Origin of the sequence: Streptomyces sp. HUAS MG91 (assembly GCF_040529335.1) — a bacterium.
In the GTDB taxonomy this organism is placed as follows: Bacteria; Actinomycetota; Actinomycetes; order Streptomycetales; family Streptomycetaceae; genus Streptomyces; species Streptomyces tabacisoli.
On the sequence record NZ_CP159534.1, the window covers coordinates 3,695,189 to 3,710,154 of the forward strand.

Consider the following 14,966-nt stretch of genomic DNA (forward strand, 5'->3'; position numbering starts at 1 on the left):
TCCGGACCGACGTACGAAGTACCACGTACGCATTCCCGCGTACTACCGACTCTGCCTGAAGTAGAGCCGGCGCGACCGCAAAGCGGCCGCGGTCCCCTTGCGGCGCCCGCACTCACGCGCGCGAACCGCTTGGCCAGGGCCTCTCCTGGCGCGGACCGCAGGTATCACTCGGTTCCCGGCGCATGAGGACGGCTCTCGGTGCCCCCTCCCCGATCGGGAGGCGGGCACTACCAGGCGGCAGAAAGGCGAGGGCCGTGCCACAGGCCACGGTCACCGATTCCGACAAGGGGCGCGGCGAGCGTCCCGGCTACGGACAGCTGCTGCGCACCCGCGGCGCCTGGACGTTCCTGCTGCCCGGCTTCGCCGCGCGCCAGCCGTTCGCGATGCTGACCATCTCGATCGTGCTGCTCGTCCAGCACACCACCGGGTCCTACGGCACCGCGGGCGCGGTCTCCGCGACGACCGGTGTCTCCATGGCGCTGTTCGCGCCCTACAGCGGCAAACTGGCCGACCGCTTCGGCCAGCGCGCCGTCCTGCTGCCCGGCGTCCTGGTGCACTCCGCCGCCGGTCTCACACTGACCGTGCTCGCGCTGTCGGGGGCGCCCACCTGGACGCTGTTCCTGGCGGCCGTGCCGACCGGTGCCTCCACGCCGCAGATCGGGCCGATGGTGCGCGCCCGCTGGGGCGTGAAGCTCCAGGGCTCGCCCCTGATGCAGACCGCGGCGGCCTTCGAGTCGGTCACCGACGAGTTCACGTTCGTCCTCGGCCCGCTGTTCGCCACCGCCCTGTGCACCGGCGTCGACCCGGCGGCGGGCCTGATCACGGAGGCGGCGCTCACCCTGGTCGGCGGTCTGCTGTTCGCCGCCCAGAAGGGCACCCAGCCTCCGGTGCGCACCGTCGAGGAGCACGCGCGCGTGGAGCACGTGTCCGCGCTGCGGGTGCCCGGCGTGCGCGTCCTGATCGTCACGTTCCTCGGCATCGGCGCCGTCTTCGGCGGCATGCAGGTCTCGCTCGCCGCCTACAGCGAGGCGATCGGCCGGCCCGGTCTGAACGGTGTCCTGTACGGGATCTTCGCCGCCGGCAACATGCTCTCCGGGCTGGTCTGCGGCGCCATCGCCTGGAAGATCGCCCCGCAGCGCCGCCTGCTCATCGGCTACACGGCGCTCGCGGTCACCGCGTCCGGCCTGTGGGCCGCGCAGTCCGTCGTCGTGCTCGCCGGGCTCGGTCTGCTGGTCGGCGTCTGCATCGCGCCGTCGCTGATCACCGGTTACACGCTCGTCGAGAAGATCGTGCCCGCGACCTCCCGCACGGAGGCCTTCACCTGGCTCACCGGCGCGGTCGCGCTCGGCCAGGCGGCCGCCGTGACGGTGGCCGGGCAGCTGGAGGACGGCTTCTGGGACGGGGCCGGATTCCTCGTCCCGATGGGCGGCACCGTGCTGGCCCTGGTGGTCATGTTCCTGCTGCGCTCGCGGCTCGTTCCGCCGTCCGCGGGGCGGACCGTGGCACGTGGTGTCGGTCACCGAGTGCCGGTGGCAGTGGACTGATCCCGTGGAATAGGCCACTATGGAGCGTCGTTAGCACTCATTGAGTGAGAGTGCCAGGAGGAAGACACAGTGCCGACTTACCAGTACCAGTGCACCGAGTGCGGCGAGGGCCTCGAGGCGGTGCAGAAGTTCACCGACGATGCCCTGACCGAGTGCCCCAACTGCGGTGGCCGCCTGAAGAAGGTGTTCTCGGCCGTCGGCATCGTGTTCAAGGGCTCCGGTTTCTACCGCAATGACAGCCGTGGCTCGTCGTCGAGCAGCAGCCCGGCGTCGTCGTCGAAGTCCGAGTCGAAGTCGGACACGAAGTCGGGTTCCTCGACGTCGTCGTCCTCTTCCTCCTCTTCGTCGTCCTCGGACTCGAAGTCGTCCTCCTCCAGCACGTCGAGCTCTTCCAGCTCGTCGTCCGCCGCGTAGGCGCGCACTTCTCCGACGTCTCACGTCTTATGAGACCCTGTCGTCCCCGACGGCGGGGTCTTCGGCGTGCCCGGGCTTGGCTACTGTGCTGACCATGGCGACGAACGCGAACACAAGTGCCAGCGCCGAGGTCGGCGTGATCGGCGGCTCCGGCTTCTACTCGTTCCTGGACGACGTGACCGAGGTCCAGGTGGACACCCCCTACGGCGCGCCGAGCGACTCGCTCTTCCTGGGCGAGGTGGCCGGGCGCCGCGTCGCCTTCCTGCCCCGGCACGGGCGCGGCCACCATCTGCCGCCGCACCGCATCAACTACCGCGCCAATCTGTGGGCGCTGCGTTCGGTGGGGGTGCGCCAGGTGCTCGGCCCGTGCGCGGTGGGCGGCCTGCGGCCGGAGTACGGGCCGGGGACGCTGCTGGTGCCGGACCAGTTCGTGGACCGGACGAAGTCCCGGGCGCAGACCTACTTCGACGGCCATCCGCTGCCGGACGGGACCGTGCCGAACGTCGTGCACGTCTCGCCCGCCGATCCGTACTGCCCGGTGGGGCGCGAGGTGGCGGTGGCGGCGGCGCGCGGCAAGGACTGGGAGCCGGTGGACGGCGGCACCCTCGTGGTCGTGGAGGGGCCGCGCTTCTCGACGCGCGCCGAGTCGCGCTGGCATGCCGCCATGGGCTGGTCCGTGGTGGGCATGACGGGACATCCCGAGGCGATGCTCGCCCGTGAACTGGAGCTCTGCTACACGTCGATGACGCTCGTCACCGACCTGGACGCGGGCGCCGAGAGCGGCGAGGGCGTCTCGCACGACGACGTGCTCAAGGTGTTCGCGCAGAACGTGGACCGGCTGCGGACCGTGCTGTTCGACGCGGTGGCGGGGCTGCCGGCGACCGAGGAGCGGGACTGCCTCTGCGCGAGTGCGCTCGGCGGGATGGATCCGGGGTTCCGGCTGCCGTGATGCCTTGATGCCCTGATGCCGTGATGCCGTGATGCCTTCGAAGGGGGTGGAACGTCCCCTTCGGGTGAGGGAGTTGTCCACAACCGCTCGGTAGTGCACGGGGCTCAGCGGGGTGCGGCGCGGAAGCGGATCGTGGTCGGCGAGACGGGCGCGGTGCCCGGCTCGGCCGGTCATGGCCTTCCTTCCCCTCACCTGGCGGTGACGTCCGTGTGCGCTGACCCTGTTTTCCGTCCCCTCGTCGATTCCGCTGATCCTGCCGGTCTCGCTGATCTCGCCGACTCCGCCGATCTCGGTGGTTCCGCTGATGCCTTCGGCGCTCCGGTTCCGTGCCGGTCCAGCGCGCCGCCGACGTCGGTGGTGCCCGCCTTCGCGCCGGTACGGGTTCGGGGTGGGCGGTGGCGGTCCGGTGCGGGGCGCCGGCGGCGGGCCCTGGTCGGTGCCGGACTCGCCCTGACGGCGGCGGCGTTGGTGGCCGCGATGCCCTCGTCGGGGCCGGGGCCCGGTCCGGGGCACGGGCACGAGCGGGCGCAGGCGCCGCCGGGTGAGCGGGCGGGGGCGAAGCGCGGGCCCGCCCCGGTGTCGGCGCCGGTGCGGATCGCGGACGCGGGGGCTGTGCGGCTGTTGCGGCCCGGCGACCGGGTCGACGTGGTGGCGGCGCGGGCCGACGGGGTGCCGGGGGTGCGGGTGCTGGCCTCCGGGGCCCGGGTCGTCTCGGTGCCGAGGGCCGCGCGGTCCGGTGGGCCGGAGGACGTCGCGGACGGCGGCGGGGCGCTGGTGGTGCTGTCGGTGGAGCGCGCGACGGCCGCGCGGCTCGCCGGCGCGGGTGCCGCCTCTCGGCTGGCGGTGACGGTGTGGTGAGCGGATCCGCGCCGGTCGGGCCCGGAATTGCGACGGCCTTGCGCCGTGGTCACCCGCCCGGAGTACAGGATTGGACATGCTCGGAACAGCCCGACTTAGGTGACGCGGGGGTCTCGCACCCCTCCCCCACCTGTCGAGAAGGGCTCGAGTGTGACCGAGGAAAAGACAAGCGTCCTGGAGGGCTTCAAGGCCTTCCTGCTCCGTGGCAATGTGATCGACCTCGCGGTCGCGGTCGTCATCGGCGCCGCGTTCACGAACGTCGTGAACTCCGTGGTCAAGGGCGTGATCAATCCGCTGGTGGGCGCGCTCGGCTCCCAGGACCTCGACCACTACCAGTCGTGCCTGAAGGGCCCGTGCTCGGTGAACGACGCCGGGGAGGTCACGCAGGGCATCCTGATCATGTGGGGCTCGGTGCTCAGCGCCGTCCTCAGCTTCGTGATCACCGCCGCGGTGGTCTACTTCCTGATGGTGCTGCCGATGGCCAAGTACCTGGCCAGGGCGGCGGCCCGGAAGGCGGCGAAGGAGGGCGCCCAGGAGACGATCGAGGTCTCGGAGCTGGAGGTCCTCAAGGAGATCCGCGACGCGCTGATCTCGCAGCGCGGTTCGGGGCACAGCACCCCGTAGCGGATCAGATGTGGTGGGGCGGCTTCTCGTCGAGGAAGCGGGCCAGGTCGGCGGCGCTGTTGTCGGACGCCGTCGGCCTCTCGCCCCACCCGTGGTCCGAGTCGTCCGCGGACTGCGCCGTCAGCGGATCGTCGAAGATCAGCGCGGCCTTCGGATCACGCTTCTTCGGGTCGCGCTTCTTGGGGTCGGGGGCGGTGCTGCTCATGGCTCCAGAGTACGTCGCGGCCGGGCGATCCGGCTCAGACGGCCCGGAGGCCGTGGGCCTCGAAGATCGACTTGGCGGTGGCGACCTGCTCCGGGGTGGGCGACGGGGTGTCGTGCAGGGTGAAGGTCTTGCCGAGCGCCTCCCACTTCGCCTCGCCGAGCTTGTGGAAGGGCAGCACGTCGACCCGGTCGACGTTGCCGAGGGAGCCGGCGAAGGCGGCGACGCCCTCGATGTTGGCGGGGTCGTCGGTCAGGCCGGGGACGAGCACGAAGCGCACCCAGACCTTCTTGCCGAGGTCGGCGAGACGGTGCGCGAAGTCGAGGGTGGGCTGCAGCGGGCGGCCGGTGACCTTCTTGTAGGTGGCGCGGTCCCAGGACTTGATGTCGAGCAGCACCAGGTCGACGTCGCGCAGCAGGGCGTCGGTGGCGCGCACGCCGAGGAAGCCCGAGGTGTCCAGGGCGGTGTGCAGGCCCAGTTCGTGCTTGAAGCGGTGCAGCAGTTCCCCGGCGAAGACGGGCTGGAGGAGCGGTTCGCCGCCGCTGATGGTGGCGCCGCCGCCCGCGGCCTCGATGAACCGGGTGTACTTGGCGGCTTCCGCGACGATCGCGTCGGCCGAGGTGCGCTTGCCGTCGCGCATCCGCCAGGTGTCGGGGTTGTGGCAGTACAGGCAGGTCAGCGGGCAGCCGGAGAGGAACGTCACGAACCGTGTGCCCGGTCCGTCGACACCGGTCGACAGGTCCCAGGAGTGCACCGAGCCCTCGGTGGGGCGGTGCGTCGCGGCGGCGGCCGGGGTGGCGGCGTCGTTCGCGGTCAGGTTCCGGGTGAGCAGAACGGTCATGGCAGGGCTCCTCGAAGTCCGAGGTGGAGGTGGGGTGTTCGCGCTTCCCGGGGCCGGAGTGAGGGCCCGGCCCCGGGAGCGCGGATCAGCGGGGGCTCACAGGGAGCCGTGGAAGGTGCGGTTGATGACGTCCAGCTGCTGCTCGCGCGTCAGGCGGACGAAGTTCACCGCGTAGCCGGAGACCCGGATGGTCAGCTGCGGGTAGTTCTCCGGGTGTTCCATGGCGTCCTCCAGGGTCGCCTTGTCGAGGACGTTGACGTTCATGTGGAAGCCGTCGCTGGCCATGAAGCCGTCGAGCACGCCGGAGAGGTTGCCGATCCGCTCGGTGGGTGTGCGGCCCAGGGCGTCCGGGGTGATCGTGTTGGTCAGCGAGATGCCGTCCTCGGCGTCGTCGTAGGGCAGCTTCGCGACCGACAGCGCGGAGGCGATGTAGCCGTGCTCGTCGCGCCCGTTCATCGGGTTGGCGCCGGGGGCGAAGGGCATGCCGGCGCGGCGGCCGTCCGGGGTGTTGCCGGTCTTCTTGCCGTAGACGACGTTCGAGGTGATCGTCAGCACGGACTGGGTGTGGACCGCGTCCCGGTAGGTGGGGTGCTTGCGGACCTTCTCCATGAAGCCGTGGACGATCGACTTCGCGATCTGGTCGGCCCGGTCGTCGTTGTTGCCGTAGGCCGGGTAGTCGCCCTCGATCTCGTAGTCGACGGCGAGGCCGGTCTCGTCGCGGATCACCTTGACCCTGGCGTGCTTGATCGCCGAGAGGGAGTCCGCGGCGACCGACAGGCCCGCGATGCCGCACGCCATGGTGCGCAGGATCTCCTGGTCGTGCAGGGCCATCTCGATGCGCTCGTAGGCGTACTTGTCGTGCATGTAGTGGATGACGTTGAGCGCGTGGACGTACGTCTTCGCCAGCCAGTCCAGCATCGCGTCGTAGCGCTCGGCGACGGTGTCGTAGTCCAGGTAGTCGCCCTCGACGGGCTCGAAGCCCTCGACGACGCGCTTGCCGGACTTCTCGTCCCGCCCGCCGTTGATCGCGTAGAGCAGCGCCTTGGCGACGTTCACGCGGGCGCCGAAGAACTGCATCTGCTTGCCGACGGCCATCGCGGAGACGCAGCAGGCGATGGCGGTGTCGTCGCCGTACTTGGGGCGCATCAGGTCGTCGGACTCGAACTGGATGGCCGAGCTGTCGATGGCGACCTGGGAGGCGAAGTCCTTGAAGCCCTTGGGCAGGTCGCGCGACCAGAAGACCGTCAGGTTCGGCTCGGGGGCCGGGCCCAGGTTGTAGAGGGTCTGCAGGGCGCGGAAGGTGGTCCGCGAGACCAGCGGCCGGCCGTCCTCGCCGATGCCGGCCATCGACCAGGTGACCCAGGTCGGGTCGCCGGAGTAGAGGTCGTTGTACTCGGGGGTGCGCAGGAAGCGGACGATGCGGAGCTTGATGACGAAGTCGTCGATGAACTCCTGGGCCTCGGACTCGGTGAGGAGGCCGTTGTCGATGTCCCGCTGGAGGTAGATGTCGAGGAAGTTGTCGATGCGGCCGATCGACATGGCCGCGCCGTTCTGCTCCTTCACGGCGGCGAGGTAGCCGAAGTACAGCCACTGGACGGCCTCGCGGCCGGTGCGGGCCGGGCCGGAGATGTCGTAGCCGTACGACATCGCCATCGCCTTGAGCTCGTTCAGGGCCTTGATCTGCTCGGAGATCTCCTCGCGGTCGCGGATGACGTGCTCGGTGGGCCACTCGGCGGCGAGCCGGTCCTTGTCGGCCTGCTTGGCGGCGATGAGCCGGTCGACGCCGTAGAGGGCGACGCGGCGGTAGTCGCCGATGATGCGGCCGCGGCCGTAGGCGTCGGGCAGGCCGGTGATGATGCCGGAGGAGCGGCAGGCGCGGATCTCGGGGGTGTAGGCGTCGAAGACGCCCTCGTTGTGGGTCTTGCGGAGGTGGGTGTAGATCTCCCGGACCTCGGGGTCGGCCTCGTAGCCGTAGGCGTTGAGGGCCCCCTCGACCATGCGCCAGCCGCCGTTCGGCATGATCGCGCGCTTGAGCGCGCCGTCCGTCTGGAGGCCGACGATGAGGTCCTTGTGGTCCTTGGCGTCGCCGTCGATGTAGCCGGGCCTGAAGGCGTCGATGCGGGACGGGGTCTTCACGTCCACGTCGTAGACGCCGCGCTCGATCTCCGTCGGGAACATCGACAGGAGCTTGTTCCACACGGCGGTGGTGCGCTCGGTCGGGCCGGCGAGGAAGGAGCCGTCGCCCTCGTAGGGGGTGTAGTTCTGCTGGACGAAGTCGCGGACGTCGACGGCGTCGCGCCACAGGCCCCCCTTGAAGCCGTCCCAGGCCTCGCCGTGCGTCGTGGTTTCCGTCGTCTGCTCCGCGGGAGTGGCAGTCATCTGCGGCACCTTCCCCATCTCTTCGACCGGTTCGTTGCTACGTATTCATTGGACTCCCGCCGGGCCGCCGCCGGGGGCCGCAATGGTCCTGAATTCGGGACCATTGGACCCACTTTTGGGGCAGCGGGGACGGGGATTCACCGTCTGACCTGGGGTTTCCCTCGGGACTTTCGACCCAAGTTCGCTTGTGAACGCATTCACAAGAATTTCCCGAAAAAGTCAGCTCGGGGACTCGGCGCCCTTGCGGGCGTAGAACCACCAGCAGACGGCGACGCAGGTGGCGTAGAAGCCCACGAAGCACCACAGGGCGCTGGTGACCGCGAAGTTGGCGAACATCGCGGGGATGAAGAAGAAGCCGTAGGCGGCGATCGCCGAGGTGAATCCGGTGACGGCGCCGGACTCCATCTCCGCCTGCTTGAGCGCCTTCGTGTACTCGGGGGTGCCCTCCGTCAGGTTCTTCAGGTGCTGCCCCCGGAAGATCACGGGGATCTGGCGGAACGTGGAGCCGTTGCCGATGCCGCTGAAGAGGAAGGCCGCGTAGAAGCAGAGCAGGAAGCCCACGAAGTTGCCGCCCGCGCCGTTCGACGGCATGCAGTTGATGACGCCGATGATCGAGCCGGCCATGCCCACGAACGAGATGATCGTGACGCGCGCGCCGCCCAGCTTGTCGCCGAGCCAGCCGCCGCCCCAGCGGGCGAGGGCGCCGATGGCCGGGCCGATCCAGGCGTAGGTGGCGGCGGTGTAGGCCGCGTCGATCGGGGTCCAGGTCGTCTTGATCAGCATCGGCAGGGCGGCGGCGAAGCCGATGAAGGAGCCGAAGGTGCCGACGTAGAGCCACGTCATCAGCCAGTTGTGCTTGCGCTTGAAGATGACCTTCTGCTGCTTGAAGGGGGTGGAGGCGACCTTGAGGTCGTTCTGGCCGAACCAGGCGATCACGGCCAGGACCACGAGCACGGGAACCCAGAGGAACGCGGCGTTCTGCAGATAGACCGGCGTGCCGTCGGCCTTGTGCTGGGCCGAGCCGAGCGCGATGACCGAGCTGGTGATGACGATCGGGGTGAGCAGCTGGACGACGGAGACGCCGAGGTTGCCGAGGCCGCCGTTGATGCCGGTCGCGTTGCCCTTCTCGCGCTTGGGGAAGAAGAAGCCGATGTTGGCGAGCGAGGAGGCGAAGTTGGCGCCGCCGAAGCCGCAGAGGGCGGCGATGGCGACCATCACGGCGTACGGGGTTCCGGTGTTCTGCACGGCGATGCCGAGCCAGATCAGCGGGATCACCAGGACCAGGGTGGACAGCGCGGTGAAGCGGCGCTGGCCGATGCGCGGGCCGAGGAACGTGTAGAAGATCCGGGCCGTACCGCCGGTGAGACCGGGCACGGCGGTCAGCCAGAACAGCTGGGAGGTGCTGAAGCTGAAGCCGACGTCGGCCAGGTTCGTCGCGGTGACGCTCCACACCTGCCACACCACGAAGGCCACGAGGAGTGCGGGGACGGCGATCCAGAGGTTGCGGGTGGCGACCCGCTTGCCGATGGACTTCCAGAAGAGGTCGTTCTCGGGTTCCCAGTCGGTGATGGTGCGGCCCGGGCGGTACTGGCCCGGGTCGTAGGACGAAGTGACGTCGTCGACCGCGGCGGCGTCCCTGACGGCAGGACTCATGACGTGTTCCTGGTGGTGAGGAGGGGATTCCTGACAGGTCGTGCTCCTCAAGCGTCTCGCTGGGGTAAATGGGGCGTAAGGGGAATTGGTCGGGTGGCGGGCGTCCCGAAAGTACGGGGTGAGGGGCGACCAAGGTCCTGCCGGCGGCGACGCGTTGGGGGCGGCCGTCCGCCCGCGGTGTCGGCACATCGTGCCGCTGATCTGCTGTGCTTGGCGCATGACGTCGTCCACACCGCACGATCCGCACCCGCACCACGGCCCGGAAGCGCACCACGCGCCGCAGGCACCCGGCGCCTCGCGCCCGCACCAGGAGCGGTCCCGGCCCTCCCCCGTCCGCCGCATGGTCGAGCGGGGGCGGGACGAGCAGCACCGGGTGGCCTCGTCGCTGGAGCTGTTCTTCGACCTCTGCTTCGTCGTGGCGGTCGCCCAGGGCGGGGTGGAGCTGGTGCACGCCATCGCCGAGGGGCATGCGGGCAGCGGCGTCGTGAACTACGCGCGGATCTTCTTCGCCATCTGGTGGGCGTGGATGAACTTCACCTGGTTCGCCTCCGCCTACGACAACGACGACGTGATCTACCGGCTCGTCACGCTCGTCCAGATCGCGGGGGTGCTGGTCCTCGCGGCGGGCGTCTCCCGCGCCTTCGAGGACGACGACTTCACCGTCGTCTGGCTCGGTTACCTGATCATGCGGGTCGCGATGGCGGCGCACTGGCTGCGGGCCGCGCGGTCGAGCAGCGGAGCGGAGCGGAAGGTCGCCCTGCGGTACGCGGGCGGGGTGCTGGTGTGCCAGGTGGGCTGGCTGGCCCTGATGCTCACCCCCGACTGGGCCGTGCAGAGCTGGATCTTCCTCGCGATGGCGGTCCTGGAGATGTGCGTGCCCGTCTTCGCGGAGCGGGACCGGCAGACGTCCTGGCACGCGCACCACATCTCCGAGCGGTACGGCTTGTTCACGATCATCGTGATCGGCGAGACGATCGCCGCGGCGACGGTCGCGGTGAAGTCGGGCATCGAGGAGCACGACGCGCTCGGCGAACTCCTGCCGATCGCCGCCGGTGGGCTGCTCATCGTGTTCGCCGCGTGGTGGATCTACTTCGCGGTGCCGATCCACGACCGGCTGCACGACAACCGGCAGGCGTTCGTCTGGGGATACGGCCACTACCTGATCTTCGCGTCGGCGGCGGCGATCGGCGCGGGCATCGAGGTCGCGGTCGAGCAGGCCGTCGGCGAGGCCCACCTGAGCCGCACGGCCGCGTCCGCCGCCGTGACGATCCCGTGCGCGGTGTTCCTGGTCATGGTGTGGGCGTTGCACGCGCGGTTCTTCAAGGTGGGCATCGCGCAGCAACTGACACTGCCGGTCAGCGCGCTGGCGGTGCTCGCCTGCACGTTCGCCGGGCACTGGGCGGTCCTCGCGGCGGGGATCGTGACGGCGCTGACGGTGGCGGCGGGGATGACGTTGTCGACACGGGCCGGGCGGGCGGAGGCGGTGGTCCGGGCGGAGAGCTGGTAGATCGTCGGCGGCCCGATGGCGGGCCGACCGGGCCTCTGATGGACCGCTGGTGGGCCAACTGCCGTGTTAGGCATGGTCCATGACGTTTTCTCATGACGCTCTGACCGATGTGCGCGGGCTGCGCGTGGGGCATGCCACGTGTGCGGGGGACGGTTCGCTGACCGGGACCACGGTGGTGCTCGCGCCCGAAGGGGGTGCGGTCACCGCGGTCGACGTGCGGGGCGGCGGGCCCGGCACCCGGGAGACCGACGCGCTGGATCCGCGCAATCTGGTGCAGCGGATCGAGGCGATCGCGTTGACGGGCGGCAGCGCGTTCGGGCTCGACGCGGCGTCGGGGGTCGTGGCCTGGCTGGAGGAGCAGGGGCGCGGGGTGCCGGTGGGCGATCCCGGGCAGGTGGTGCCGGTGGTTCCGGCGGCCTGCGTGTTCGATCTGGGCCGGGGCGGCGACTGGCGGGCGCGGCCCGGGGCCGACACGGGTCGCGCCGCGGTGGAGGCGGCCGCGGCGAGCGACCTCGGCGCACCGGTTCAGGAGGGGAACGTCGGCGCGGGCACCGGGGCGCTCGTCGGTCCGATGCGGGGCGGCATCGGCACCGCGTCGGCCGTGCTCGACTCGGGGATCACGGTCGGGGTGCTGGTCGTCGCCAATGCGGCGGGCTCGGCGATCGATCCGGCGACGGGGGCGCTGTACGGGGACTTCTTCGCGGGGCGCGGCCCGGTGACGTACCCCTCCCCCGCCGTGCACGAGGCGGCCGGGCGGCGGCTGGCGCGGACCCGGGCGGAGGCCGAGGCGACGCACGGCCCGGCGCCGCTGTCCGAACGGCGGGCGGCGGACCAGGGCGCGCCGCCCCCGCTGAACACCACCCTCGCCGTCGTCGCCACGGACGCCGAGCTGAGCCGCGCCCAGGCGCAGAAGGTGGCGGGCACCGCGCACGACGGGATCGCGCGGGCCGTGCGCCCGGTCCACCTGCTCAACGACGGTGACACGGTCTTCGCCCTCGCCACCGGGGAGCGGCCGCTCGACGCCGCGAACCCGCTGGCGCTGAACGAGATCCTGGCGGCGGGCGCGGACCTCGTGACGCGGGCGATCGTACGGGCGGTGCGGGCGGCGGAGACGGTGGTCACACCCGCCGGGACGCACCTGGCGTACAGCGACCTCTACGGGCCGCAGGACGGGTTGCAGGACAAGACATAGGACGAGACGTAGGACGGTTGCGTAACAGACGTAACAGGACTGTCCCTGTGGCTGCCTTCACAACAAACGGAAGGAACTCTTCCGGTCTTCTCGGACTCTCTCCCCGTACCGGAGAAACCGCCGGGACCATCAAAAAGTACGTAGAAGGAGCAGACCGTGAGCAGGCAGAACAAAGCCGTCATCGGCGCCGCCCTCGCCCTTGGCGCGCTGACCCTCACGGCCTGCGGGGGCAGCGCCACCGCGGACAACAAGAAGGGCGCGGAGGGCGGGGACGCCCCGCGGATCACCATCTCCGCGAAGGACGGCTCCACCAGCGCCTCGATCAACGCCACCGGGGTCGAGGTCACCGACGGCAGACTCACCGACGTGAAGATGACGGAGGAGGCCGGCGGCAAGGCGGTCGCCGGGACCATCGCCGCGGACGGCGCGTCCTGGAAGCCGAAGGAGCAGTTGGAGCGCGGCACCAAGTACCGCATATCGGCGACGGCCAAGGACGGAGACGGGGACACGGCCGCCGCCAATTCGATCTTCACGACGGTGACGACGGCGAACAGCTTCATCGGTACGTACACGCCCGACAACGGCACGACGGTCGGGGTGGGCATGCCGGTGTCGTTCACGTTCGACAAGGCGATCAGCCGGCAGAAGGATGTGCAGGCGCACATCAAGGTGACGTCGAGCAGCGGGCAGCGGGTCGTGGGCCACTGGTTCAACGCGCAGCGGCTCGACTTCCGGCCCGAGCAGTACTGGAAGGCCGGTTCGAAGGTCACGATGAAGATCGACCTCGACGGCGTCGAGGGGGCGGACGGGATCCACGGCGTGCAGGACAAGACGGTCACCTTCACCGTCGGCCGCGCCCAGGTCTCCACCGTCGACGTGAACACGCAGAAGATGACCGTGGTGCGCGACGGGCGGACGCTCAAGACGGTCCCGGTCTCGACCGGCAGCGCGGCCCACCCGACCTACAACGGCCAGATGGTGATCTCCGAGAAGTTCGTGCAGACGCGCATGAACGGCGACACGGTCGGCTTCGGCGGCGAGTACGACATCGCGGACGTGCCGCACGCGATGCGGCTGTCGCAGTCGGGCACGTTCATCCACGGCAACTACTGGAGCTCGCCGTCGGTCTTCGGCTCCCAGGGCACCAGCCACGGCTGCGTCGGCATGCAGGACACGAAGGGCGCGGGCGGCGCCACGACGGCGAAGTGGTTTTTCGACAACTCCCTCGTCGGTGACGTCGTCGTCGTGAAGAACTCCCACGACCGGACGATCCCCGCGGACAACGGCCTGAACGGGTGGAACATGCCGTGGAGCCAGTGGACGGCCGGCGGCAGCGCCTGACCGGTTCCCGTCCCTCCCGGGGAACAGGGGGGCCGTGCAGGAACACCCTGCACGGCCCGCACGTTGAACGAGCGCGGGAGCGCAGCCAAATCCCGTTGCCTGTTTGCGATTTCACGGACACGATGTCCGACCGAGGCGCTACGGTATGCACCCACTAGGTGACATGCAGCGATGCCGGGAGGTGTCTTGAGCGTTCCGTACGACGAAGAGTCCGGCCACCCGTACGACGCCCCGTCCCACAGGTCACCCGAGGAGCATCTGGCGCGCCTGCTGGGCCGCTCGATCAACTCCTTCGAGCTGCCGGACGAGACGCTGGAGGGCATCGACCGCGCACTGGCCTACGACAGTTCCCTGCACTCGGCCCACCACAGCGCGGGCCTGCACCGCGAGACGTACCGGCACACCTGGCTGCTCGTCGACGGCAGCCCGCTGACCCTGTGGGAGCTGGTGCACAACACCGGCCGGGACGGCGTCACCCAGCACGAGGTCTACGTCACCGCGGACGAGGTGCATCTGGCGACCGGGCGGCTGCCGATGCCGCCGGAGGCCGCGCCGGGCTTCGATCTCGACGTGTCCGTCGCCGCCGAGACCTTCACGGCCTTCACCGGCCCGGAGGCCGCCGACCCCCACGAGCTTCCCGAACTCACCGACTTCGCCGACTTCACCGAGCTCACCGAACTTTCGGACATCTCCGAGTTCACCGGGCTCACTGGAATCACCGGGCTCGCCGGATTCGGCGAGTTCGCTGAGTTCGCCGAGTTCTCGCCGTTCGCCGAGTTCCCCGAAGTCCTCGACTCCCCCGCCGCGCACGTGCAGCTGCCCCCGGTCCCGCCGCAGCGCCCCGCCTTCGGGCCCGCCGATCCGGACAGCTCCGTCGACCACGCCCGCCGCCTGCTGCGCCGCGCGGAGAACCCGGAGGTGGAGACGCGCCCGGGCCCCGGCACCGCGCGACTGCTGCGGGAAGCGTGCGCGCATCAGATCACACAGGCGTTCGGCTGCCGGCTCAGCCCGGGATTCTCGCTGTACGAGCACGCGTTCCTGCTGCGCGACGGCTGTGAGGTCAGCCTGTGGGAGGTGGAGCACACGGCGACGCCGGACGGCTCCCACATGTGCGAGGTGTACCTGACGCAGGAGGCCGCCCGGGCCGCGATCGACCGGCGGGTCGCGTCACGGGTCCGCCCGTGACCCGGCCCTCGCTCAGCGGCGGCTGAACTGCCGCACCAGCCCGGCGAACGCGTCCTGCTCGTCGGCGGTCAGCGGCACCGACTCCACGGCCGGCGCCTGCGCCTGACCGGGCAGGGCGCCCAGCGGCAGCCGGGGCGGCCTCTGCGGGGCGATGGCGACGACACGTACCAGGCGGACCAGACCGACCACCCAGGCCACAGTGACGAGCGCGAGCATCGCCAGGCCTATCTGCTGAAGGATCGACACGTGCTCAGGCATGCGGTCCAGTGAACACCAC

At 70.4% G+C, this 14,966-nt stretch carries 14 protein-coding genes; 9 read left to right on the plus strand and 5 right to left on the minus strand.

Annotated features, from left to right (window positions below; translation table 11 throughout):
- Positions 1-254 precede the first annotated feature (254 nt).
- The 5 genes from ABII15_RS16650 (at position 255) to mscL (ending at position 4,389) form a co-directional block, all read left to right on the plus strand.
- Positions 255-1,544 carry an MFS transporter gene (locus ABII15_RS16650; protein ID WP_353943111.1) on the plus strand — a complete coding sequence of 430 codons (1,290 nt, stop codon included), beginning with the start codon at positions 255-257 and terminating at the stop codon, positions 1,542-1,544.
- A gap of 69 nt (positions 1,545-1,613) precedes the next feature.
- A complete protein-coding gene (locus ABII15_RS16655) occupies positions 1,614-1,958 on the plus strand; it encodes an FmdB family zinc ribbon protein (protein ID WP_353943112.1) in 345 nt (114 codons plus the stop codon).
- Positions 1,959-2,052: 94 nt separating this feature from the next.
- Positions 2,053-2,907 (plus strand): S-methyl-5'-thioadenosine phosphorylase, encoded by an 855-nt coding sequence (locus ABII15_RS16660; RefSeq protein ID WP_353943113.1) that lies wholly within the window; start codon positions 2,053-2,055, stop codon positions 2,905-2,907.
- A gap of 477 nt (positions 2,908-3,384) precedes the next feature.
- Positions 3,385-3,765, plus strand: coding sequence for an RcpC/CpaB family pilus assembly protein (locus ABII15_RS16665; protein WP_353943114.1), 381 nt, complete (start codon positions 3,385-3,387; stop codon positions 3,763-3,765).
- 150 nt (positions 3,766-3,915) lie between these two features.
- Positions 3,916-4,389, plus strand: coding sequence for a large conductance mechanosensitive channel protein MscL (gene mscL, locus ABII15_RS16670; RefSeq protein WP_353943115.1), 474 nt, complete (start codon positions 3,916-3,918; stop codon positions 4,387-4,389).
- Positions 4,390-4,393: 4 nt separating this feature from the next.
- Here mscL and ABII15_RS16675 read toward each other — a convergent pair whose 3' ends face one another.
- The 4 genes from ABII15_RS16675 to ABII15_RS16690 all read right to left on the minus strand — a co-directional run bounded on the left by ABII15_RS16675 (position 4,394) and on the right by ABII15_RS16690 (position 9,464).
- Positions 4,394-4,594 carry a hypothetical protein gene (locus ABII15_RS16675; RefSeq protein ID WP_353943116.1) on the minus strand — a complete coding sequence of 67 codons (201 nt, stop codon included), beginning with the start codon at positions 4,592-4,594 and terminating at the stop codon, positions 4,394-4,396.
- A gap of 34 nt (positions 4,595-4,628) precedes the next feature.
- Complete coding sequence (gene pflA, locus ABII15_RS16680; protein WP_353943117.1) at positions 4,629-5,432, minus strand: pyruvate formate-lyase-activating protein; 804 nt, start codon at positions 5,430-5,432, stop codon at positions 4,629-4,631.
- A 96-nt stretch (positions 5,433-5,528) separates the two neighbouring features.
- Positions 5,529-7,811, minus strand: a complete 2,283-nt coding sequence (gene pflB, locus ABII15_RS16685; protein ID WP_353943118.1) for a formate C-acetyltransferase — start codon at positions 7,809-7,811, stop codon at positions 5,529-5,531.
- A gap of 219 nt (positions 7,812-8,030) precedes the next feature.
- Positions 8,031-9,464 (minus strand): NarK family nitrate/nitrite MFS transporter, encoded by a 1,434-nt coding sequence (locus ABII15_RS16690; RefSeq protein ID WP_353943119.1) that lies wholly within the window; start codon positions 9,462-9,464, stop codon positions 8,031-8,033.
- Positions 9,465-9,804: 340 nt separating this feature from the next.
- Here ABII15_RS16690 and ABII15_RS16695 point away from each other — a divergent pair, with 340 nt between their 5' ends.
- From ABII15_RS16695 to ABII15_RS16710, 4 genes are all read left to right on the plus strand, one after another.
- Positions 9,805-10,971 (plus strand): low temperature requirement protein A, encoded by a 1,167-nt coding sequence (locus ABII15_RS16695; protein WP_353947088.1) that lies wholly within the window; start codon positions 9,805-9,807, stop codon positions 10,969-10,971.
- Positions 10,972-11,050: 79 nt separating this feature from the next.
- On the plus strand, positions 11,051-12,163 hold the full coding sequence (locus ABII15_RS16700; RefSeq protein ID WP_353943120.1) for a P1 family peptidase: 1,113 nt from the start codon (positions 11,051-11,053) through the stop codon (positions 12,161-12,163).
- 156 nt (positions 12,164-12,319) lie between these two features.
- Positions 12,320-13,504, plus strand: coding sequence for an Ig-like domain-containing protein (locus tag ABII15_RS16705; RefSeq protein WP_353943121.1), 1,185 nt, complete (start codon positions 12,320-12,322; stop codon positions 13,502-13,504).
- Positions 13,505-13,690: 186 nt separating this feature from the next.
- Complete coding sequence (locus ABII15_RS16710) at positions 13,691-14,689, plus strand: DUF6227 family protein (RefSeq protein WP_353943122.1); 999 nt, start codon at positions 13,691-13,693, stop codon at positions 14,687-14,689.
- 12 nt (positions 14,690-14,701) lie between these two features.
- On the opposite strand, the gene ABII15_RS16715 is transcribed toward ABII15_RS16710, so the two are convergent.
- A complete protein-coding gene (locus ABII15_RS16715) occupies positions 14,702-14,947 on the minus strand; it encodes a hypothetical protein (protein WP_353943123.1) in 246 nt (81 codons plus the stop codon).
- Positions 14,948-14,966 lie beyond the last annotated feature (19 nt).

What these genes read in the sequence shown, in the direction of transcription:
- ABII15_RS16715 (WP_353943123.1), bottom strand. Translation starts at nt 14,947, where the DNA reads ATGCCTGAGCACGTGTCGATCCTTCAGCAGATAGGCCTGGCGATGCTC.
- pflA (WP_353943117.1), bottom strand. Translation starts at nt 5,432, where the DNA reads ATGACCGTTCTGCTCACCCGGAACCTGACCGCGAACGACGCCGCCACC.
- ABII15_RS16695 (WP_353947088.1), top strand. Translation starts at nt 9,805, where the DNA reads ATGGTCGAGCGGGGGCGGGACGAGCAGCACCGGGTGGCCTCGTCGCTG.
- ABII15_RS16665 (WP_353943114.1), top strand. Translation starts at nt 3,385, where the DNA reads ATGCCCTCGTCGGGGCCGGGGCCCGGTCCGGGGCACGGGCACGAGCGG.
- ABII15_RS16675 (WP_353943116.1), bottom strand. Translation starts at nt 4,594, where the DNA reads ATGAGCAGCACCGCCCCCGACCCCAAGAAGCGCGACCCGAAGAAGCGT.
- pflB (WP_353943118.1), bottom strand. Translation starts at nt 7,811, where the DNA reads ATGACTGCCACTCCCGCGGAGCAGACGACGGAAACCACGACGCACGGC.
- ABII15_RS16700 (WP_353943120.1), top strand. Translation starts at nt 11,051, where the DNA reads ATGACGTTTTCTCATGACGCTCTGACCGATGTGCGCGGGCTGCGCGTG.
- ABII15_RS16690 (WP_353943119.1), bottom strand. Translation starts at nt 9,464, where the DNA reads ATGAGTCCTGCCGTCAGGGACGCCGCCGCGGTCGACGACGTCACTTCG.
- ABII15_RS16660 (WP_353943113.1), top strand. Translation starts at nt 2,053, where the DNA reads ATGGCGACGAACGCGAACACAAGTGCCAGCGCCGAGGTCGGCGTGATC.